21 protein-coding genes are annotated in these 21671 nt (G+C 64.2%); 7 read left to right on the top strand and 14 right to left on the bottom strand.

What is annotated here, in order from left to right; genetic code table 11:
- Positions 1–114: 114 nt before the first annotated feature.
- Genes MF134_RS00260 through MF134_RS00235 form a run of 6 tightly spaced genes read left to right on the top strand, consistent with a single transcriptional unit; the run spans position 115 to position 5352 of the window.
- Entirely contained in the window at positions 115–876 is a 762-nt protein-coding gene (locus tag MF134_RS00260; RefSeq protein ID WP_255337391.1) for a c-type cytochrome, read from the top strand.
- Positions 873–1958, top strand: a complete 1086-nt coding sequence (gene coxB, locus MF134_RS00255; protein WP_255337390.1) for a cytochrome c oxidase subunit II — start codon at positions 873–875, stop codon at positions 1956–1958. Before MF134_RS00260 ends, coxB begins: the two co-directional genes overlap by 4 nt.
- Positions 1959–1969: 11 nt before the next feature.
- Positions 1970–3916, top strand: coding sequence for a cytochrome c oxidase subunit I (ctaD, locus tag MF134_RS00250; RefSeq protein ID WP_457589921.1), 1947 nt, complete (start codon positions 1970–1972; stop codon positions 3914–3916).
- Positions 3909–4526 carry a cytochrome c oxidase subunit 3 gene (locus MF134_RS00245; RefSeq protein WP_255337389.1) on the top strand — a complete coding sequence of 206 codons (618 nt, stop codon included), beginning with the start codon at positions 3909–3911 and terminating at the stop codon, positions 4524–4526. The genes ctaD and MF134_RS00245 overlap by 8 nt, the downstream gene beginning before the upstream one ends.
- The gene (locus MF134_RS00240; RefSeq protein WP_255337387.1) at positions 4523–4984 is read left to right on the top strand and encodes a hypothetical protein; all 462 of its coding nucleotides are present in this window, start codon (positions 4523–4525) and stop codon (positions 4982–4984) included. Before MF134_RS00245 ends, MF134_RS00240 begins: the two co-directional genes overlap by 4 nt.
- A complete protein-coding gene (locus MF134_RS00235; protein ID WP_255337386.1) occupies positions 4972–5352 on the top strand; it encodes a c-type cytochrome in 381 nt (126 codons plus the stop codon). Before MF134_RS00240 ends, MF134_RS00235 begins: the two co-directional genes overlap by 13 nt.
- A 167-nt stretch (positions 5353–5519) precedes the next feature.
- Here MF134_RS00235 and MF134_RS00230 read toward each other — a convergent pair whose 3' ends face one another.
- From MF134_RS00230 to MF134_RS00200, 7 genes are all read right to left on the bottom strand, one after another.
- Positions 5520–6398: an SMP-30/gluconolactonase/LRE family protein gene (locus MF134_RS00230; protein WP_255337385.1), complete on the bottom strand. Its 879-nt coding sequence runs from the start codon at positions 6396–6398 to the stop codon at positions 5520–5522.
- Positions 6399–6464: 66 nt separating this feature from the next.
- Complete coding sequence (locus MF134_RS00225; RefSeq protein WP_255337384.1) at positions 6465–7421, bottom strand: BKACE family enzyme; 957 nt, start codon at positions 7419–7421, stop codon at positions 6465–6467.
- 125 nt (positions 7422–7546) lie between these two features.
- A complete protein-coding gene (locus MF134_RS00220) occupies positions 7547–8500 on the bottom strand; it encodes a 3-hydroxyacyl-CoA dehydrogenase (RefSeq protein ID WP_255337383.1) in 954 nt (317 codons plus the stop codon).
- Positions 8500–9300 carry an SDR family oxidoreductase gene (locus MF134_RS00215; protein WP_255337381.1) on the bottom strand — a complete coding sequence of 267 codons (801 nt, stop codon included), beginning with the start codon at positions 9298–9300 and terminating at the stop codon, positions 8500–8502. The genes MF134_RS00220 and MF134_RS00215 overlap by 1 nt, the downstream gene beginning before the upstream one ends.
- A 3-nt stretch (positions 9301–9303) precedes the next feature.
- Entirely contained in the window at positions 9304–11388 is a 2085-nt protein-coding gene (locus tag MF134_RS00210; RefSeq protein WP_255337380.1) for an ABC transporter permease, read from the bottom strand.
- Entirely contained in the window at positions 11385–12968 is a 1584-nt protein-coding gene (locus MF134_RS00205) for a sugar ABC transporter ATP-binding protein (RefSeq protein WP_255337379.1), read from the bottom strand. Before MF134_RS00205 ends, MF134_RS00210 begins: the two co-directional genes overlap by 4 nt.
- A 210-nt stretch (positions 12969–13178) precedes the next feature.
- Positions 13179–14309: a sugar ABC transporter substrate-binding protein gene (locus MF134_RS00200; protein ID WP_255337377.1), complete on the bottom strand. Its 1131-nt coding sequence runs from the start codon at positions 14307–14309 to the stop codon at positions 13179–13181.
- Positions 14310–14522: 213 nt separating this feature from the next.
- Here MF134_RS00200 and MF134_RS00195 point away from each other — a divergent pair, with 213 nt between their 5' ends.
- On the top strand, positions 14523–15146 hold the full coding sequence (locus MF134_RS00195; protein ID WP_255337376.1) for a GntR family transcriptional regulator: 624 nt from the start codon (positions 14523–14525) through the stop codon (positions 15144–15146).
- A gap of 84 nt (positions 15147–15230) precedes the next feature.
- Here the strand turns inward: MF134_RS00195 and MF134_RS00190 are convergent, their stop codons facing one another.
- The 7 genes from MF134_RS00190 to MF134_RS00160 all read right to left on the bottom strand — a co-directional run bounded on the left by MF134_RS00190 (position 15231) and on the right by MF134_RS00160 (position 21577).
- Positions 15231–16118: a shikimate dehydrogenase family protein gene (locus MF134_RS00190; RefSeq protein ID WP_255337375.1), complete on the bottom strand. Its 888-nt coding sequence runs from the start codon at positions 16116–16118 to the stop codon at positions 15231–15233.
- Positions 16115–16945, bottom strand: a complete 831-nt coding sequence (locus tag MF134_RS00185; protein ID WP_255337374.1) for a sugar phosphate isomerase/epimerase family protein — start codon at positions 16943–16945, stop codon at positions 16115–16117. Before MF134_RS00185 ends, MF134_RS00190 begins: the two co-directional genes overlap by 4 nt.
- A 47-nt stretch (positions 16946–16992) precedes the next feature.
- Complete coding sequence (locus tag MF134_RS00180; protein ID WP_255337373.1) at positions 16993–17832, bottom strand: ABC transporter ATP-binding protein; 840 nt, start codon at positions 17830–17832, stop codon at positions 16993–16995.
- Positions 17833–17849: 17 nt separating this feature from the next.
- Complete coding sequence (locus MF134_RS00175; protein WP_255337372.1) at positions 17850–18722, bottom strand: ABC transporter permease; 873 nt, start codon at positions 18720–18722, stop codon at positions 17850–17852.
- A 143-nt stretch (positions 18723–18865) separates the two neighbouring features.
- Positions 18866–19864: an ABC transporter substrate-binding protein gene (locus MF134_RS00170; RefSeq protein WP_255337371.1), complete on the bottom strand. Its 999-nt coding sequence runs from the start codon at positions 19862–19864 to the stop codon at positions 18866–18868.
- Between the two features lie 121 nt (positions 19865–19985).
- Positions 19986–20744, bottom strand: coding sequence for an ABC transporter permease (locus tag MF134_RS00165; RefSeq protein ID WP_255337370.1), 759 nt, complete (start codon positions 20742–20744; stop codon positions 19986–19988).
- Positions 20741–21577 carry an IclR family transcriptional regulator gene (locus MF134_RS00160; RefSeq protein WP_255337369.1) on the bottom strand — a complete coding sequence of 279 codons (837 nt, stop codon included), beginning with the start codon at positions 21575–21577 and terminating at the stop codon, positions 20741–20743. The genes MF134_RS00165 and MF134_RS00160 overlap by 4 nt, the downstream gene beginning before the upstream one ends.
- Between the last annotated feature and the right edge of the window lie 94 nt (positions 21578–21671).

Below are 21671 nucleotides of genomic sequence, written 5' to 3'. Positions count from 1 at the left end.
ATCTCGCGTAGTGGCGGCCGGATTCGATGGCGGGCGCAAAGCACGAACGGCACCGACATCTCGCCAGGTCCGAGGCGGGAGTCGATCCGACAGGACAAGGGGAAAGGGAGACCCATGATCCGATTTCCAGGCCACCAGACTACGCCAGTCCGGCTCGGCCACCCGGTTGTGTCAGGGCTCATTGCAGTGTTTCTGGTCGCGACGCTGCCGGTCCTCTCCTTCGCCCAAGATGACGGCCAGAGCGTCGACCGCACGGCCGAACCCGGCGCCTCCGCCACCAGCGACGGCCAGTCGCTCTCGACGGAAGAGCAGGCCGCGGCCGCCGTCGGCGCGGCGCCGAACGGAGATATCGACCCGAGCGCCCTCCTCCGCACGCCGGTCACCGGGGTCTATCCCGGGAACGTCAAAATCGAGGCGCCGCAGAACCACCCTGAGGAAAACACCGCCGCCATCGAGCGCGGTATGACCCTTTTCAACCAGATGAACTGCGTCGGCTGCCATGCGCCGAACGGTGCCGGCGGCATGGGCCCGTCGCTCTCGAATGCGGCCTTCATCTTTGGGCGCGAACCGGCCAACGTCTTCCTGACCATTGTCCAGGGTCGGCCCGCCGGCATGCCGGCCTATGGGGAACTCCTGCCTGACAGCGCGGTGTGGGATCTCGTCGCCTATGTCCGGGCGATCGCCAAGGATCCTCCCGAAGATTCCTGGGGGCAGACCATCTCCCTCGACAATTTTGGACCAGAACAGGTCCCGGCCGAGTATCTTTCGACGACCGATCCCTGGGCTCATACGCAGCCGTTTTCCTACGGGCAGGCACCTTTCAAGAAGGTGGACAGGCCCGTTGCCGAAAACGGGGAGGAGCAGACCGGGCAATGACATTAAGCATCGCCAAGTCCATCATGGCGAAGGCTATCTCGGGCTGGAGACAGGTGGGCCAGCGAGCAGGCCTGGCGGTAGCCGGACTGGCTCTCGGCACGCACGCAGCCTCGGCGCAGACGCCGATGTACTACCTCGAAACCTTTGGCCCGAAAGGCGAGATCACCGCTTCGCTCACCTGGGGCCTGCTGGCAATCTCCGTCTTCGTCGTCGTACTGATGTCCGTGCTCGTGCTCGTCGCGATCTTTCGTGCGAAGCGCCTCGAACCTGCCGAGTTGGGCTCGAAACTGCCCGTCTCCCATCCCGGTGGGGGCCATCGCTGGATCTATCTCGGCCTCGCGCTGACGACCGCCGCCCTGATCGTCATGGTCGTTTGGACGATGGAGGTCCTCGCCGAGATCGACGAGCCCGCGGTGGAGCCTGCTTTCACCATCGAGGTCACCGGCGAACAATGGTGGTGGGAAGCCCGCTATGTCGATCCTGACGATCCCTCGCGCACATTCGTGACGGCGAACGAGTTGCACATCCCCGTCGGCGAACCGGTTCGCATCAGGCTCGCATCGGCCGACGTCATTCACTCCTTCTGGGTCCCGGCGCTCGCCGGCAAGACCGACGTGATCCCCGGCCAGATCAACGAGACCTGGCTGCAGGCCGATCGCAAGGGCGTCTATCGCGGCCAGTGCGCGGAATATTGCGGAGTTCAGCACGCCCATATGGCGATGCGTGTCTTCGCCGATCCGGCGGAAGAGTTCCGATCCTGGTGGGAGCACCAGCTCGAGCCCGCCGACACCATACCGGAAGACGACGAGCTCCTGCGGGTGGGTCAGGAGCAGTTCGTGCTCAAATGCGGCGCCTGCCACGCCGTGCGCGGAACGCTCGCCGGCGGCGAAGCCGGTCCGGATCTCACCCACTTCATGGACCGCACCACCATCGCGGCGGTGACCCTGCCCAACACGCCGGGTCATCTGTCCGGCTGGATCGCCGATCCGCAGCATCAGAAGCCCGGCAACAAGATGCCGAATCTCGATCTCTCCGGGCCCGAGCTCAACGCCATCCGCCATTATCTCGAAACGCTCGACTGAGGAGACCGCAATTGGCTGCCGCCGACTATCAGAAACGGCCCGAAGCCGGTTTCGTCACCGAGGCCCTTGAGAAGAAGCTCCACGACATGTGGGAGACGAAGCCGGGGCTGTTCGGCGTCATCGCGACGGTCGATCACAAGGTGATCGGCATTCGCTACATCGTCACAGCGTTCGCTTTCCTCGTCATCGGCGGCCTCCAGGCCCTGATCATGCGCATCCAGCTCGCGCAGCCGGACCAGACCATCCTGACGCCGGAACAGTACAATCAGCTGTTCTCGATGCACGGCATCACGATGATCTTCCTCTACGCCCTGCCGATCCTGTCGGGCTTTTCGAACTATCTGTTTCCGCTGCTCCTTGGCACGCGGGACATGGCGTTCCCGCGGCTGAACGCCTTTTCCTACTGGATCTACCTCGCCTCCGGCCTCTTCATGTATGCGAGTTTCCTGATCGGCGAGGCGCCGAACAATGGCTGGTTCAACTACGCACCCTATGCGCTGAAGTCGTTCAATCCCGGCCTCAACATGGATTTCTACGCGCTTGGGATGGTCTTCTTCGGCATATCGACCACCGTGGGCGCGGCGAATTTCGTCGTCACCGTCATGCGCAACCGCGCACCGGGCATGTCGATCAACCGGCTGCCCATCATCATCTGGGGCACGACCACGGTCTCCGTCGGAATTCTGCTCGCCAATCCGGCCGTCAGCCTCGCCTTCTTTTTCCTGTGGCTGGATCGCCAGTTCGGGACCCATTTCTTCGACACGGCCGGCGGCGGCCAACCGCTCTTGTGGCAGCACCTGTTCTGGATCTTCGCCCACCCGTGGGTCTACATCATCGTGCTGCCGGCGATGGGCATGGTTTCCGATGCCCTGCCGGTCTTTTGCCGGCGCCCGCTCGTCGCCTACACGCTCGTGATCCTCGGCACGATCACCACCATGCTTCTCGGCTTCGGGGTGTGGGTGCACCACATGTTCGCGACGGGCATTCCGTTCCTGTCGATGTCGTATTTCTCCGGTGCTTCCTTCATCATCACCATTCCGAGCGCCATCGCGACCTTCGCCTGGATCGCGACGATCTGGACGGGCCGCATCGTCATGACGACGGCGTTCCTGTACTTTGCCGGTTTCATCTCGATGTTCGTCATCGGCGGCGTTTCCGGCGTCGTGACCGCCTCCGTGCCGGCGGACCTTCAGCTCCACGATACCTATTTCGTCGTCGCGCACCTCCACTATGTCCTGATCGGCATCAATCTCTTCGGTGTTCTCGGCGGGCTCTACTTCTGGTTCCCGAAAATGACCGGACGGATGCTGAGCGAGCGTCTGGGCCGCTGGAACTTCTGGCTGACCTTCCTCGGCTTCAACCTCGCCTTCCTGCCGATGCACTGGACGGGCCTCCTCGGGATGCCGCGGCGCATCTACACCTATCCCGAAGCCACCGGCTGGTCCTGGGTGAACATGCTGACCACCGTCGGCTCCTTCGTGCTGGCCTTCGGCATTCTGCTTCTCTTCGTCAATGTCTGGATCAGCCTTCGGCGGGGTGCGATTGCCGGGCGCAATCCGTGGGATGCACCGAGCCTCGAATGGGCGACATCCTCGCCGCCGCCAGCTTACAATTTCCCGGTCATGCCGGTGGTCGCAAGCCGCCACCCGCTCTGGGAGGACCGCCTCGACGAGAGCGATGGGCATTCCTCGATCGACAGGGGTCTCGTCCTCGACGATGGCAAGGAAATGCTGGCCACCTCGGTCATCGACGCCGAGCCGCGCGCGATCCTGAAGATGCCCGAGGACGATCCCTGGCCCTTCCTGGTCACGATCGCGCTGACGGTCGGCTTTACGGCCCTGCTGCTTCATTGGTGGTGGATCGGGGTTGCCGCCGGTGTCGCGACGCTTCTCGGCTGTGTCTTCTGGCTCTGGCCGCGGGACGATCTGGCCCAGACCAAGGGAGCGGCCCATGAGTGATATCAGTCTCGAGACCCGGAAACCGATGGCAATCGGCCGCCTGCCCATCGGCTCGATCGGACGCCTTCCGAATGGCTGGTGGGGCATGATGATGCTGGTGGCGACGGAGAGCTTCCTGTTTCTCTACCTGCTCTTCACCTACTACTATCTTGCAGCGCGGGCCGGTTCCGGATTTCTGCCGGAAGCGCCCCCCTTCTTCCATCTCTCCGGGCCGAACACGCTCATCCTGATCGCCTCCAGTGCTACGCTCTGGTACGGCGAACGCGGCGCCAGGAAGGGATCGCGCGGCCAGCTACTCATCGGCTTTCTTGCGACTCTCGTGCTCGGTGCGATCTTCGTCGGCATCCAGATCGTCGAGTGGACCGAGAAGCCCTTCACGATTGCCTCTCATGCCTATGGTTCGACTTTCTTCACCGTGACGGGCTTCCACATGGCCCATGTGGTGGGCGGGCTGATCATGCTCCTCGCGCTCACCCTGTGGAGCGCCATCGGCTATTTCGACGAGAAGCGCATGGCCGCGATCTCCATCGGCGCGATCTACTGGCACTTCGTCGATGCCGTCTGGATCGCCGTTTTCTTCACCTTCTACATCACGCCGTATCTCAGATGACGCCTGCACGACACGAACGAACCCCTCCGATCTTCGACATCGGCGATCCCGCGCCCGATCGCGGCAAGGTCTCCGCCGTCATGCTGCTTGCGACCTTCTCGGCGGGTCCGATCGTATGGTCGCTGCAACTCTTCTTTGGTTCGGCGGCAAGCGGCGTCGCATGTATCGGCGGCGACGGCCAGAAGCTCGACGCCGCATCCTTCGCCTGGGCGACGCCGGCGATGGTCGGCGTGAGCCTGATCGCGCTCGTGGTCAGCCTCGCGGCGCTCGCCGCCTCCTTCGTCTTCTTGCGTCGCACAGGTGAGCAGGAAGACAGCAACGAGGAGAGTGTGATGGAGGCCGGCGAAGGCCGCACGCGGTTCATCGTCATCTGGTCAATCTGGTCGAACGTCCTTTTCGCGGTCGCGATCGCGGTCAATCTCGCCGTGTTTCTGTGGGGTGGACTATGCGGAGTTTGAAGCGTTTCGGCGCCATCGCCGGGGCTTGTCTCCTGATCCTCGCCGGCTGCAACGGGGCGGAGGAAACAAGCACCGGCTCTGACCCACAGGGCGATATGGCCAGGGGCGCAGAGCTGATCGCCGCCAAGGGCTGCGGCACCTGCCATGAAATTCCCGGGATCGACGGGGCAACCGGCCGTGTCGGCCCGCCGCTGGATCATGTGGGCGAGCGCATGTTCATTGCCGGTATGCTGGACAACACACCGGAAAACATGCGGACCTGGCTCATGGACCCGCAGGCGGTCGTGCCCGGAAACGCCATGCCCGACACTGGTCTCGACCAGGAGGAAGCCGACCAGGTCGCCGCCTATTTGCGGTCGCTACGGTAGCGGCCTATCCGGAGAAGGCCCGAGCCGACAGGCGTTCGATCGCGTCCCGAGGAGCGGTGTAGCTGACGCAGGCCTTCGGGGGATCGTCACCCGCAGCGTCGAGTTGATCAGTCTGTCATGCAGCAGGCAGACTGATGATGGGATCATCGCAGACGGGATTGTGGTTTTCACGCGCCAAAGCGCGGTTCCGGAACGCCCTTAATGCCGAGATCGTGGATCGCAAACAGGCTGCCGCGCAGCGGTCCGTCACCGGGGAAACGCGGCAATGGCGGCTTCGCCATCGACGTCACATAGAGAATGTCGAGATTCGGGCCGCCGAAATTGACGCTCGTGACCTTCTTCACCGGCATCTCGATCACACGGTCGACCGTGCCGTCGGGGGCGTAGCGCACCAGCTTGGAATCGTAGACGAGTGCGTTCCAGACATAGCCTTCCGCGTCCACCGTCGAACCGTCGGCGGCGCCTCCCCCGGAGGTGTCGACCTTGGCGAAGGTGCGGCGGTTCGACAGATCGCCGGTGTCGACGTCGTAGTCATACGCCCAGATCTCGCCGGTCCAGGTGTCGGTGAAATAGAAGGTCTTGTCGTCGGGGCTGAAACAGGGCCCGTTCGAGCAGATGATGCCGTCGTCGACCTTGGTGACCGAAAAGTCCGGATCGAGCCGATAGAGCGCGCCGGACGGTCCCTCCTCCATTGTGTCCATCGAACCCGCGAAAAAGCGCCCGCGTCGGTCGGCCTTGCCGTCGTTCAGCCGATTGGCCGTCTTTTCCGGTTCCGGATCATGGATGCGCTCGACCTCGCCGGTCTTGAAATCGAGCGTATGGAAGCCCGACTCGAGCGAGACGATCGCGCCCTCGCCGTTCTTTCGAAGCACCATCGAGCCGATCTTCCCCGGCACGTCCCAGGCCCGGATCTGGGAGCCTTCCGCCGTGGTGCGAAACACGCGTCCGTCGAAACTATCGATGAAATAGAGGCGTTGCTGGTCGACGTCCCAGACCGGCCCCTCTCCAAGGGTTGTCTTCACGTCGACGAGAACTTCGATACGCATGGCGTTTTCTCCCGATGTATCTTGTTTGCGGCTTGGCGCTCACGGCCTTGCTGTGAGGGCGGGCGGTCAGAACGCGACCGCGTCCCCGCCCTTGAGCGAGAGCATCGCCCGGGCTTCATCAGGCGTTGCGAGTTCGAGGCCGAGGCCTTCGACGATCGAGCGCACCATCCGCACCTGATCGGCGCTTTCGGTCGCGAGCTTGCCCTTGCCGGCCCAGAGCGAATCCTCGAGCCCCACGCGCACGTTTCCGCCCATTGCCAGGGATTGAGCCGCGATCCGAAGCTGGGAGCCCCCGGCGCCAAGAACCGACCAGCGGAAATCCGTCCCGAACAGCCGATCGGCCGTCCGCTTCATATGCGTGACATCTTCCGGATGGGTGCCGATACCGCCGAGAAGGCCGAAAACCGACTGGACGAAGAAGGGCGGCTTGACGAGGCCGCGATCGGCGAAATGGGCAAGGTTGTAGAGATGGGCGATGTCGTAGCACTCGAACTCGAAGCGCGTGCCGTTCCCGTAGCAGGTCTCCAGAATGTACTCGATATCCTTGAAGGAGTTGCGGAAGACGAGGTCCCGCGTCGCTTCGAGATGCTGCTTTTCCCAGTCGTGTTTGAAGCTGTCGTATTTTGCGGCGAGATGAAACAGGCCGAAATTGATCGAGCCCATGTTCAGGGACGCGACTTCGGGCTGATAGGTCTCGGCCGGCAGGACGCGCTCCTCGACCTTCATATAGGGGCTTCCGCCGGTGGTGATGTTGATCACCGCATTCGTCGACTGCTTGATACGCGGCAGAAAGCGGCCAAAGGCCTCGGGCGTCTGGTCCGGGCGTCCCGTCTCGGGATTGCGGGCGTGAAGATGCAGGATCGCCGCGCCGGCTTCGGCGGCCTTGATCGCATCCTCGGCGATCTGATCCGGCGTGATCGGCAGATGGGGGGACATGGTGGGCGTATGGATCGCCCCCGTCACCGCACAGGTCACGATGACCTTGCCAGCGCTTTTTGCGGCCTTCTTGTCTTGCTCCGCCATGATCGCGTCGCCTCCTTCTGGAATGTGGCTCGATCCCGCCGTTCGCTCGTCGAAACTGGTCGAGGTCGTTTCTGTGTGTGTGCCGGTAGCTGCGCCGAACGGCCCGTGGCCATCCGACCTGACGGCTACCGTCCGATATCCTTGTCCGCGTCACGCTTGTGCTTGCGCAGCGCCATCAGGCGCCGGTCTCGCCAGACCTGACGATCGTTCAGCCCCGACACGGTCGTGTGTTCGCGCCGCGCTGCCTCGATGCCGCCTTTGACGGCGTCCGCCCAGTCGACTCGATGCTTCATGCCTTCAAACATCTCGGCATACATGCCCTCGTATCGCGCCACATAGTCGGCGACGCCGCCGGGTGCGTTGAGATCGATTGTCTCGAAGGGACCGATGAAGGACCAGCGCAAGGCCAGCCCATCGGCGAGCGCCCGGTCGATGTCGTCGGCACCCGCATAGCCTTCGGCAACGAGCCGAAAGGCCTCGTGCAGCAGTGCGCCCTGCAGGCGATTGACAATGAAGCCGTCGATCTCGCGTTTCATGACCATCGGCGACTGCCCGACTGCCGTCATGACGCGCTCGGCTTCGGCCATGGTCGCATCCGAGGTCCGGTCCGAAGGCACGAGTTCGACCGCGGGAACGAGATAGGGCGGATTGATCGGATGCGCGACGAGGCAGCGCTCGGGCCGCGCGGCGGCCTCGAAGATGGCCGAAGGAAGAAGCGCCGAGGAGGAACTCGCAAGGATCGCTTCCGGGGCGGCATGCGCTTCGATCTCGCCAAAGATCGCGCGCTTGATGTCGATCTTCTCCGGGCCGTTCTCCTGGACCCAGCCGGCACCGCTCACCGCCTCGCCAAGATCGACGGTCGTCCTCACCGCATCGAGAACCTCATCGGGCGTGCACCCGCCGAGAAGCCCGTTTGCTTGGAGATCTTCGCCGACCGAGGCAATGAACTGCCGCGCTGCATCGAGGGCGGCGGATTCCGGGTCGTTGAGCCGCACCTTGCAGCCGGCCCGTGCGAAGGTGATCGCCCAGGAGCGCCCGATCAGCCCTGCCCCAACGATTGCGACCGTCATGTCTTTCATCACAGCGTCTCCACATTGCCATCCACATTGAAGGACATGGCCGAGAGGTTCGCGCCGAGATCGGACAGGAGAAAGGCCACCGACCCTGCCACGTCCTCTTCGGTGACCATGCGCCTCAGCGAGATGGTCTGGAGATAGCGTTCCGTCATCGCCTCTTCAGAAATGCCGAGCCGTTCGGCCCGATTGCGGATGACGCCCTCCATGCGTGGGCCCGAGACGATGCCCGGAAGGATCGCATTGACCCGGATGTTGGACGGTCCGAGCTCCTTGGCGAGGCTCTGAGTAAAGCCGATGACGCCGAACTTCGCGGCCGAATAGGGCGTGCGGTAGGCATAGCCGTGGCGTCCGGCCGCCGACGACATGTTGACGATCGAGCCGCCGCCGGCCGCCTTGAGATGCGGAACGGCGAGCCGGGCGCAGAGAAACTGGCCGGTCAGTCCGATGGCGAGGCAGCGGCGCCAGTCTTCCGGATCGATATCTTCGATCGCGCTCGTCGGCCCCGCGATTCCGGCATTGTTGATCAGCGCATCGAGACCGCCCAGAGCATCCGTCGCCTGTTTGAAGAAGGCTTCGACCTCCTCGTCCCGGGAGACGTCCGCCTTCACGGCGGTCACACCCTCAAGTTCGGAAGCGACCCGGTCGAGATTATCGTCCGAGACGTCGCAGACCGCGATCCGGCACTCGCTGGCATGCAGCATCCGAGCGATTGCGAGGCCGATGCCGCCGGCACCGGCGGTGATGACGACCCGCTGGCCCTTGAGGCTCGCGGAAAGATCCGTCGAATGGTTCATTGCGGACATCGGTCAGCTCCTGCGTTCACGAAGGGCGATCACCGCCGCAAGGACGACGCCGCCGAAAAAGATGCTGCGGAATGCGAAAGGCAGAGTGGTGCCGGCCAGAAGCGTCTGCAGCGCGGTGAGAAGCAATGCGCCGCCCACCATGCCGAGGAAGTGGCCGCGCCCGCCGGTGATCAACGCGCCGCCCACCACGACGACGGCGATCGAGGGGAGGAGATAATCGTCGCCCATGCCGAGGCTGGCCTGGCCGGAAAAGCCGGTGAGCAGGATGCCGAGAAGCGCCGCGCAGAGGGAGGAAAGCACGTAGACGCCGATCGTCACACGCCCGGTCCTGACACCCGACAGGCGCGCGGCGGCCAGACTGTTGCCGATCGCATAGACCCGGCGCCCGAAAGTGGTCTTCGACAGGAGCAAGGTGCCCGCAACGACGAAGAGGACGAGGAGGACCAGAACCGGCGTCGCACCGAGGATGCGCCCCGTCATCAGCCATCTGAGCAAGGGCGGCGCGAAGCCGGAGGGCGTTCCGTCGGAATAAAGCAGCGCGGCGCCTTGCAGGATCCCGTTCGCCGCCAAGGTCACGACGATCGGCGAGAGGCCGAGGGCGACGACACCGAGACCGTTCATGACGCCGATCAGCGCCGCAATGGCAAAGACCAGCGGAACGGCCCAGAGGAGCGCGGCATCCGATCCGCCGGCGAGTCCCGCGACCATGATGCCCGAAAGCGCGATGGTCCAGGGCAGCGAGAGATCGAGCCCGCCGGTCAGGATCACCGCCCCCTGACCGAGTGCCAATATGACGAGGAAGGTCGAGAGCACCAGGAGCGAATTCCAGAAGGTCCAGTTGGCCAGTGTATTGCCCAACACGAATTGCGTCGCGATGAGGACGAGCATCAGACAGACCCAGGCCGGCAGCGCATGACGAAGGGTTCCGCGATGGCGTTCGAGGAACCCGGCGCGCGTCGCCTCACCCGCCGCCGAACCCACGAGGCGATCCGCGAAGGCAAAGCGCCTGTCGGCCTTGTCTCTCTGGCCAACATGCAGCCCGCGCCGCCGCGCGTCGAAGCCATCGCGGATCTGGCGGATTTGTGTCGCCAGCACCGATCGGCGCGAGATCGAGCCCAAGAGCACCGCAGCGATCAGAACGCCGCCTTCGGCGATGGTCGAATAATAGGCCGAGATGTTGAGGGCGAGCAGGATGTTGACGACGATCATCAGGATGAAGGCGCCGAAGATCGTTCCGATCAGTCCCCCTGCGCCGCCGCCGAGGCGCGTGCCGCCGATCACCACCGCCGCAAACATCGGCAGAAGAAGCGCGTTTCCGACGAGAGGATCGCCCGAACCGGTCTGCGCGCCCACGAAGACACCCGCCAGCCCGTAGAAGCCACCGGCGATGACATAGGTCGCAAAGCGGATGAGGATGACCGGGATTCCGCTCGCCTCGGCGGCGTCGGCATCGCTTCCAACCGCGTAAAGCCCGAGCCCATAGGACGTCCGCTTCAGCCAGGACCAGAAGAGAGCGGCAAAGCCCATCACCACCACCGACATCGGCAGGAATTGCGGGATCGCGTCGCCCATGTAGAAATTGCCGATCGACGGAGCGATGAAGCCGCCCGGCTGATCCATGACCAGCAGCGTGAGCCCCTGGACGATGAACATGGTCGACAGGGTGACGACGATCGGCTGCAATCTGAGGACGGCGACGAAGAAGCCGTTGAAAGCCCCGATGGCCATGCCGATTCCGATGCCGACCAGCGTCCAGAGCGTGACGGAGGCTTCGAAATCAGTCGGCGACATCGAGGTCGCGAGCACGGCGTTGACGAACGAGATCACCGCACCGGCAGACAGGTCGAAACCGCCCGACAGGATCACCAGCGTCTGGCCCATGGCGCTGATCGCAAGGGGTGCCGTCCCGCTCGCCTGGAACGAGACGTCGAAATAGGTCATCGGACCGGGGCTGATCCAGTCGACCGTGAAGAAGAGAAGGACGGCGACCGCGAAGGCGACGAGCGGTTTGGGATCGAGACGGGAGACGATGCCCCGGGCGCGACCCCTGCCCGTTTCCAGGTTCGAATGGGATGTCACGCTGCTCATACGGCCACCGCCTTGCCGCGCGCGGCATCCTCGACCTTCGAGTCTCCGCCGAGAGCCGCATGCATGATCGAGACCTCGTCGATCGTGTCGCCCTCGACGACGCTTGCGACGCGGCCTTCGTAGAGCGTGAGGACGCGGTCGGAGAGATTGACGAGTTCAGGGACCTCGGTCGAATGGAACAGGATCGCCCCGCCCGCGTCGGCAAAGGCGCGCATCAATTCATAGAGCTGGTGCTTTGTCCCGACGTCGATACCGCGGGTCGGATCGAAAAGGAGCAGGATGCGGCTTTCGGCGACCAGCCATTTTGCGATGGCAATCTTCTGCTGATTGCCGCCCGAAAAGGCGCCGGCATCGGTGTAGGTGGCCCGCGGGTCGACCTCGACGGCAGCAAAGGCCTTTTTCGCAGCGGCCGTCTCAGCGTCCGCGTCGATGAGCCCGCCCTTGGTGAAGCGGTCGACCACTGGCAAGGTGGCGTTGGTCATGCCGCTGAGCTTGAGAAAGAGGCCATCCGTCTTGCGCTCTTCCGGCACATAGCCGATGCGGAGCGAGGGATGCAGGGCATCGGCCGGGCTGGCGAGGCGAACGGGACTGCCGTCGACTTCGATCACGCCGCCATCCACCCGCGTTTCGCCGAAAAGCGCGGTGAAGAGATCGTGCTGCCCCATGCCCTGAAGACCCGCCACACCGAGGATCTCTCCGGCATGGAGCGAAAGATCGACCTCTTTCAGCTTCTTGCCGGCCGTCAGGCGCTTTGCCTGAAGAACCGGTGTGTTGTTGGTGTTGTCGGCAAGCTTGCGCTTTTCCGGAAAGGTTTGCTCGATCGAACGTCCGATGATCAGTTCCACCACCTGCGCATCGGTGAAGGCGGCGACGTCGTCGGTCTTCACGTGCTGGCCATTGCGCAGGATCGTCATCCGGTCGCAGAAGGCGCGCACCTCCGGCATGCGGTGAGAGATGAAGAGGACAGTGACGCCCTCCGCCTTGGCGCCCGCGATGATCTCCCCCAGCCAGTCGACATCGCCGCCGGTCAGCGCCGAGGTGGGCTCGTCGAGAAGCAGGATCTTCGGCTTGCGATAGAGCGTCCGGCCGATCTCGATCTTCTGACGCGTGGCCAGATCCAGCGTCTGGGCCTTGGCATCGAGATCGACGCGGATTCCGAGCTTTGCGAAATGGTCGGCGACCTGCTGGCGGACAGCACCCCGGCGAAGAGTCGCGGCAATGCTCTTCGGCGCCCGGGGAATGAGCATGTTGTCGAGGACGCTGAGGTCCGGGATCAGCGTCAATTCCTGAAACGCGGTACGGATCCCGAGACGATGGGCGTCCTTCGGGCTCTTGAGGCGCTTCCGGGTCCCGCCGATCTCGACATGACCGCTGTCGGGTTCCAAGAGACCGGAGAGGATCTTCATGGTCGTCGACTTGCCCGCGCCGTTCTCGCCGAGCAGCGCATGTACGCTGCCGGGCTCGACGCGAAAGCTGACGTCGTCGACCGCCTTGTTGGCGCCGAAGGACTTCGAAACGCCCCGAAACTCGACGGCAGCCGCGCGTTGCGGCTCGGCGCTCACTGAACTGGTCGCTGACACGCTGTTCTCCCCTGCCCGGCCGCCTGGCGCCAGACGACGGCGAGCGGCGACGGATCGGCATGGCCAGCCGTTGGACCGACCATGCTGTCGAGCGTCGGGCATCCTGGTGGATGCCCGACGGCCCTTCTCACTTGGCGAACCTGCGGATCACGCCTTCGGACGGTCGATTCAGGTCATCCGAACGCAAAGCAGGTTCGACCAAGCCCGGGCTTATTTCTCGGGTTCTGCGACGAGCGCCGCATTGAGGCCGACCTCCGGGGTCTGGTCGGAGAAGATGGAAGCGAACCAGCCCGGATTGGCGACGATCGAAGGCTTGAAGGCGTTGCAGCCGGACTGCATTTCCTCCCAGCTGCCTTCCTCGCAGAGCTGCACCGTGTCATTGGTCACGATGGGCAGCGGCAGCGTCGTGTGCTGAGGCACCTCTTTGCCCTCGAGAATATCGACAGCCAGCTTCAGCGCGAGCGCGCCGGAATAAGGCGGTGACGCGTAGGAGATGCGACGCGCGCCCTTTGGTGCGTACGGCCCATCGGCGCCTTCGACTTCCGTACCCTCGGCGAGCATCTGGATGCGGCCGCCATTCGAACCCTCACCGGCACAAGGCTTGAGATCGGCCGGCGCAGCACCCGACTCCATCTGCATGGCGTTCGCCGTGTAGCAGCCGACCTGCATCCAGAGTCCGTCAATATCGCTCCAGTCGCGGGTGGCAAGCAGCTTCGACAACTCGGTGCGCGCGACCGCCTGGCTCCACATGCCGACGGCTTCGCCGACGACGTTGATGCCCTCGTGCTGCGAGAACACCTCCTTGGCGGCCTGCGTGCGAGCCGTATCCACGGAGGTGCCGGGAACACCGGTGACGAGCACGATGTCGCCCTCACCGTTCAATTCCTCGACCAGCCATTCGGCGGTCCGGCGTCCGGCTTCCGCCTGATCGATCGTGACGTTGTAGGCGCATTCCTCGGTGATCTCGCCATCATAGGCGATGATCGTCACACCCTTGGCACAAGCGTTGCGAACCACCTGATTGAGGGCCGTCGGCGAGATCGGATAGACGACGATCGCGTCGGCCCCGGCCTGGACCATGGCGTTGATCTGCTGGATCTGGCGCTGGGCGTTGGGACCCGCCACCTGCACTTCGAGATTCACTTTGTCGCGCAGGGTCTCGGAGGCAGCCATGGCCTTGATCATGTTCGAGGCTTCGGCCTGCCAGTCGTTCCCGATGTAACTCATCGAGAGATAGATGTCGTATTTCTCGCCGCCGTCCTGAGCAGCGGCGGGGCCTGCGGCGATCACGGAAGCCGCAACGGCAGTCCCCGCGAGCAAGCGTTTGAAAGCGCGTGCCATCGATTCTCCTCCCATAAGGTATTCGCGCCGCATGCGACGCGCCGATGATCTCGGAAGGCGCCTCCTCGCGCCTTGTTTTGATATTAGATCAAAAATCAAATTATGCAAACGCTTCCGCTCGGTGCTATGTACCGAGGCTCAGTTTTCAGCCGAAGATGCCCACGCCTTATGTCCCTACTCGAACGAAACCTCGCTCCTTTGCGCAGAGAGACCTTGCAAGATGGGGTTTATCGGCAGTTGTGCCGGCTGATTCTGGAAGGCGGTCTCGCACCGGGTGAATCGATCACCGTCGCCAAGCTCGCGGACGCCTTCGGTGTCAGCCCGATGCCGGTCCGCGAAGCTCTGGCGCGGTTGACGAATGTCGGAGCGCTGACGACCGTTTCGGGGCGCACCGTCGGAATTCCGGCGCTTTCCCGCGAACGCCTGATCGATCTCAGACGCGTGCGACTGGACGTGGAGACGACGGCCACACGCTGGGCAATCGAGCAGTCCGGAGAGGATTTGCCGTCAGGACTCGACGAGCGGCTGGCAAAGCTCTCGGAAGCCGAAGCGCGCGAGGACACGCAGAGCTACGTGTCGGCGAACTACGACTTCCACTTCGCGATCTACCGTGCCGCAGGCTCGCCTTTGATGCTGAGCTTCATCGAGACCCTCTGGCTGCAAATCAGCCCGTTCTTCCATCTCCTGCGGACCTCGGGAAACTACCGCTTCTCAAACATCCAGCACGAGGCGATCCGCAACGCGATCCATGAGCGTGACACGGACGCGGCCGTGGCGGCGCTGACGGCCGATATCGAGGGGGCCTATCAGGCGCTCCTGGCGATCCTGCAAGATTAGAACCCTGGCGGGCGCTGGGCCGCCGGGGCGCCCGGAGCAGGCAACAAGAGGCCTCCGGGCAATCCGGCCACGAAGCGGCGACTATCATCCGTTCGCGGCGGGCATTGGATCGACCTGAACAGGGTTGATGAGCGCCACGCCGGCTCGCTGGCCCACCGCGAAGCCTGCGATCAGTGCGATCTGCGCGCTCAGCATATCGTTTCCGTCCGAGGTGGCCGCTCCGATGGAGCGCGCGTGGCGCAAGAGCGGCGTCTCGGCGGACAGCGCCGCGATATCGGCGACGAGACAGCCAGGCCGGATGGCCGCGAAATCGACCGGGAAGGCCGCGTCGCCCTTCAGCCCCAACGGCGATGCGTTGATCAGAACGTCGTGGTTGAATGCGCTCGGATCGCCGGGACCTGCGAGGTCGCGACCGGCGGCCGCGTTGACCATCGACGCAGTGAAGTCGACGGCCACCTTGTCGATATCGAAAATGTCGAGACGCTCCAAACCCTCGGAGCAAAGGGCATGAGCGATCGCCCGGCCCGCTCCGCCGGCGCCGACCATCATGACCCGCGCGCCGCGCAGGCATTTGCGGTGCTCGCCCAATCCGTCGATGAAACCCTGGCCGTCGAACAGGGCGCCATGCATCCGGCCATCGGCCTTGCGCTGGATGGAATTGACCGCACCGACCACCCTGGCAGTCTCGGTCAGTTCGTCGCAAAGCGCGAGCGCCGCCACCTTGTGCGGGACGGTCACACCGATGCCGGCGAGATTGGGAAGCGCCGCAAGCGCAGTCCAGGTCGCGGTCAGGCGCGAGGCGCTGACATGAAAGGGCACGGCGAAGAGATTGCATCCGGCGGCCGCGAAGAGCGGGTTGATCAGACGCGGCGTTTGAACCTGCGCGACCGGATCGCCGAAGACCGCATAGATGCGCGAGTTGCCGTCCAGATTGGGCACGAGATCGCCGCGAGAAAGCGCATTTGCCGTCATGTCAGCGCGCCTTCGTTTGCACAAGCGTCGGGAAAGATCGACCGGCAGCGCGCGATTGCGGTGTCGATCACCTCCGCCGGGTCGCGCTGCCACCAGGCATCGGAGAAGATCTCGACCTCGATCGGCCCGCGATAACCGGCATCGCGGACCATCCGATCGATGCCGGGAAGATCGATGACGCCATCGCCCATCATGCCCCGGTCCTTGAGGAGATGACGGGTCGGCACGAGCCAGTCATTGACGTGAAAGCCGAGGATCCGCCCGGCCCGGCCGGCCCGCTCGATCTCCGCGCGAAGCTGCGGATCCCACCAGACATGATAGACGTCGACCACGAGGCCGATCCCCTCGCCCAGCCGGTCGCACAGATCATTGGCTTCGCGAAGGCTGGCCAGCAGCGTGCGATCGCCGAACAGCATGGGATGCAAGGGTTCGAGCGCCAGTTTCACTCCGGCACGGCGAGCGATGGACAGGAGTTCGGCGATGGTCGCCTCGCATTGGCTCCGGGCCGCTGCAAGGTCACGCTCGCCGGGCGCCAGACCGCCGGTGAAGACGAAGACGTGATCGGCCTCAAAGCGCGCGGCGCGTTCGAGTTCGGCCTCTGCCCGGGCCAGATGAGCCTCGTCGAACGGGCCGATCCGATTATAGCCGAAGACCTCGAGGCCGGCCTCGGCGAGCGCCTTCGACGCTTCCGCCTCGCCGACCTTGTCGATCTCGTCTCCCCAGATCGAGACGGCCTCGAGCCCGCGCTCGGCACACAGCGCGATGAAGCTGAGCATATCCGCCCGCTCGCGAACGGTCGCATGATTGATGACGATCTTGTCGGGCACGGGGATTCCGTTGGTCGATCGAGAAAAGGGCGGAACGCTCACAAGGGTCAGAAGCGATACACGCCGAGCTTGGAGAAGATCTCGTAGATCTGTTGGGCGTAGCGGGAGAATTCGGGATATTCGCCGAGATGGGCCGGTCGCGGGCGCGGCAGATCGATCGGGATTTCCTCGACGATCCGGCCGGGGCTCGTCGACATGACCAGAACGCGGTCCGACAGCCCGACCGCCTCTTCGATGGAGTGGGTGATGAAGAGAACGGTCTTGCGCGTCTCCAGCCAGAGCATCTCGAGATCGTGACGGATCTGGGTGCGCGTGATGGCGTCGAGCGCGCCGAACGGCTCGTCCATCAACAGCATCGACGGGTCGTGGACGAGCGCGCGGGCGATCGAGACGCGCTGGCGCATGCCGCCGGAAAGCTGTCGCGGATAGCGGTCCTCCGCTCCCTTGAGGCCGAGCCTGTCGAAGAGATTGGCGGCCCGCTCGCGCAGTTCGGCCTTGTCGAGGCCGCGGATCTCCTGCTGCAGCATGACGTTCTTCAGCGCGGTGCGGAAATCCAGAAGCAGGTGATCCTGGAAGACGATGCCGACCTCCGAAATCGGCCGCGTCAGCGGCATGCCATCCACCTCGACGCTGCCTTCGCTCGGAGGTTCGAGACCGGAGACGAGCAGAAGCGTCGTGCTCTTGCCGCAGCCCGAGGGCCCGATCAGGCTGACGAACTCGCCGGGCTTGATGTCGAGATCGATCGGGCCAAGAGCGCGAAAGGCGTTCTCGCCGGACCCGTAGATCTTGCTGATCCCCTTGGCGTGGATCGAGGCGCCCTTGGACGATCCGCCGGACGAGGCGAGAGCGCTCGCGCTCGGATTCGTTTCGGATTGGACTGCGGTCATGGGGAAACTCATGGGTGTCAGCGCCCGGTATGGGCCCAGGGCATCATCTGGCGTTCGAAGACGCTCATCAAACCATTGAACAGGAGGGCAACGATGGCGGCCGCGACGAGGCCGGCGAACATCAGGGGCATGTCCATGAAGCTCGATGCCTGCATGATCATGAAGCCCAGTCCCTTATTGGAGGCGATGAATTCGGCGATGATCACACCCTCGACCGCCTTCACGACGCCGATCTTCATGCCGGAGACGATATGCGGCATCGCCGCCGGCAGACGGAACTTGGCAAAGCTCTGCCACGCACCGGCGCCCATCGAGCGGGAGATGTAGAAGAGCCGCCGGTCGACCGCCTTGAACCCGGCCATCGCGTCGACCAGGACCGGGAAGAAGCACATCAGGAAGACGATCAGCGCCGCCACCAGCGGCCCGATCCCGAACCAGATGATGAGAATCGGGCCGACGACGGTCTTCGGCATGATGTTGAGAAAGACGATCACCGGGTAGAGGCCGCGTTCGAGGGCGCCGATGGAAGAGATGGCGAGCGCCAGCGGCACGGCGACGAGGACGCCGAGCGCAAAGCCTTCGACGATGGTGATCGAGGTGGCGACGGCGTGTCCGGCGATCAGCTGCCAGTCGCTGACCAGCCGGCCGAGGAAATCCGACGGCTTGGGAACCAGCCAGGTCGGCACGTCGAAGGCAATCGCGAGCCACTCCCACAGGCCGAGGAGAGCGGCGATCGAAATCAGCGCGATCAGCGCCGATCCGGCAAACGAGCCGCGCAGTTGTCCGATCGCCGCCAGCAACCCTCCCTCGCGGCCATTGTCGAGCGACGGGCGATATTCGGCGGTTCGCTCCTCGGTCATCGTGCGGTTCATACCCATGATCGGGCCCATGATCGGGCAGGCTTTCGGTCAGGCGGCAGTTGCGTCCCGGCCTGCCGCTCTCTCACGTGACAGGCCGCCGTATTCTTCCGCAGCCGTCGATCGACGGCTGCGGAAGGGGGCGACCGGAAGGTCCGAGCCGTCCCGGTCGGCTGTCAGGGGCAGGTGACGTCCGTCTCCGGCGCGACCTCCTGGGTGTAGTAGTCGGTGACCGGCTTGTCGGAGGGAAGCTCCATCGCCGTGGTCATCACCTCGTACATCTTCGCCCAGGTCTCGTCGCTGGTGACCGCGATGACGTCGCCCGAGCCGCCCGGGCAGACCGAGGCGAAGCTGTATTCGGCAGCTTTCAGGAGATCGTCGCGCGAATGCTCGGTCTCCGGAAAGGTCTTCATCAAGGCGTCGACCGCCGCTTCCGGATCGGCCATCGCCTGCTTCCAGCCTTCGGCGGTCGCCTCGACGAAGCGCTGATAGACCTCAGGGCGCTCGGCGATCTTGTCCTCACGAGCGACGAGGCTGAGGCTCGCGATCGGAACGCCGTAATTGTAGAAATACATGTTGCCGGCCTCCACGCCCTGGGCGGCGAGCGGCACGACGATGTTCTCCGGGGTCTGCGAGACGGCATCCACCTGGCCGGAGGTCAACAGGCCGATGAAGGCGCTTTCGGAGGCGGTGACGATCTCCACGTCGGATTCATCGATCTCGTTTGCCTTCAGGAAGACCGGAATCAGCGGCAGCATCGCCGAGCCCGGCGAGACGGCGAGCTTCTTGCCGACAAGGTCCTTCGGTTCGGAGATGCCGGAATCGGCGAGGTACTGAATGCCGAACTGGCCGGACTTCCAGATCGTGGCGATGATCTTGATCGGGGCGCCCTTCGAAGCGACGTTCAGCGCCGCGCCGGCATCGGCATAGCCGAGCTCGGCCTGGCCCGTCGCCACGAGCTGTGCGGCGACCGACGAGCCGCGCCCCTCGACGAGATCGACGTCGAGATCGCGGTCCTCGTAAAGCCCTTGCTGCTGGGCGACGGCGAAGCCGAGATGGGCGGAATCGGCCGTCCAGTTCATCTGCATTGTCAACTGATCGGCCGCGTAAGCCGACCCGACAGGCGCTGCCGCGAACGCAGCAGCCAGGAGCGAACGTTTCAATATCGTCTTCATGGTTTCCTCCTCTTTGAATGAGCCGTTCGTCGGAGATCAGCCGCAAGGCCGGCAGGCCAACGAACGATCAGGTCTTCTCCCGCCCATCCGGGCGGATGTGTTTCGCCGCAAAGGCCTCCCGTCACACGCGCGTCCAGGGCAGCATCAGTCTTTCGGCGACATTGACCAGCGCGCTGAGCACGACGCCGATCAGGGAGCCGACCACCAGAATTGCGAAGATCATCGGCGTATTGGCCGAGTCCATCGCGCGAAGGACGAGATAGCCGAGGCCGTTCTGGGAGTTCAGCCATTCGACCACGATGACGACCGTGACCGAGATCACCACCGTGATCCTCAGGCCGGAAAAGATGCTCGGTGCCGCGGTCGGCAATTCGAAGCGGGTGAAGGTCTGCCACCACGAGGCGCCCATCGAGCGGCTGAGATAGTATTGACGCGCATCCACCGACTTGAATCCGGTGACGCTGTCGACCAGCACCGGGAAGAAGACGATGAGCGCCGTCAGAAGGATCTTGGGGAAGTCGCTGAAACCGAACCAGACCAGCATCAGCGGCGCCAGGGTGATCTTCGGCAGACCCTGGATGAAGACGACGATCGGATAGAGGATCTGCTCGGCAAGGCGGAACTTGGCGATCAGATAGGCGAGGACGACCGCGGGGATCACCCCTGCTGCGAGCCCGAAGAGGATGATCCGCAAGGTCATCGCGGCGTGGTAGGCGAGCCGCTGATACTGCGCGATCAGATCGCCCAGGAACGCACTGGGAGCCGGCAGGACGTAAACCGGGACGTCGAAGATCCGGATCAGCACTTCCCACAGGAGCAGGAGCCCGACGAACCAGAGAGCCGGCTCGAGAAAGCGCCAGAGGGTGTCGAAAACTCTCATTGTGCAGCGGCAGCCTTCTGGTCGGCCCGCGAGCCATGATCGCGCGGGCGGCGCTGTCGACTTCGCAGCGGCCAGATGGCGGCGATCTCCCGAGCAGCCTCATGCAGGGCTTCGGCGAGCTCCTCGTAGCGATCCGGGGTGATGCGCACGACCGGGCCGGCGACGCTCAGGGTCCCGGCCACGGCCGCATCGGCGAATGTGGTGTCGTAGAACGGAACGGCGATCGCGGCGGTGCCGGCTTCCGCCTCTTCGATCGAGGTGCCGTAGCCGCGCTCGCGGGTTTCGTTGAGACGCGCGCGGATCGCGTCGATGGAGGTGGCGCTGTTCGGACCGAGCGGGCGCTGGCTGGCAAAGCCTCGGCTGTAGAGGATCGTCAGCGCCTCTTCCTCGCTCAAGGTGGAGAGCCACGCCTTGCCGTTCGCTGTGGCGTGCAGGACGATCTCCTGGCCCATGTCCGGGTCGTAGCGAAGGCCGGACGTCGCGCCCTGCGCCCGAGCGACCCAGACCAGATCCTGGCCTTCCACGATCGCGAGACGGCAGTATTCCCGCGTGCGGCGAGCGAGCTTTTCGAGGATTTCCTGCACGACGTCGGGCACGGCCCGCGCATCGAGGTTCCGGAACGCCAGCGTACTCATGCGCAAGGACAGGGAATAGCCCTGGCTGACGGGGTCCTGGATCGCCCAGCCATTCTTGACGAGGGTCGTGAGGAGCCGGTGGGTAGCGCTCGCCGGCATGTCCAGCTGATTGGCGAGATCGGTAATCTCGGCCGGCTCCTTGCGGCCCGCCAGGACCTCCAGAAGCCTCAGACAACGATCAACGGCGGCAACGGACACTGAAAATTCCTCCCACAAACAAGATACGACATGTGTTTCTAAATTGGAATGGCTTTCCAGATTTTTTCACGCGGATCCAAGCGTCGCCTCGTCG

This window comes from Jiella marina (assembly GCF_024359545.1).
In the GTDB taxonomy this organism is placed as follows: Bacteria; Pseudomonadota; Alphaproteobacteria; order Rhizobiales; family Rhizobiaceae; genus Jiella.
The sequence above is the reverse complement of the archived record's forward strand: the minus strand, read 5'-3'. Positions and strand labels throughout refer to the sequence as shown.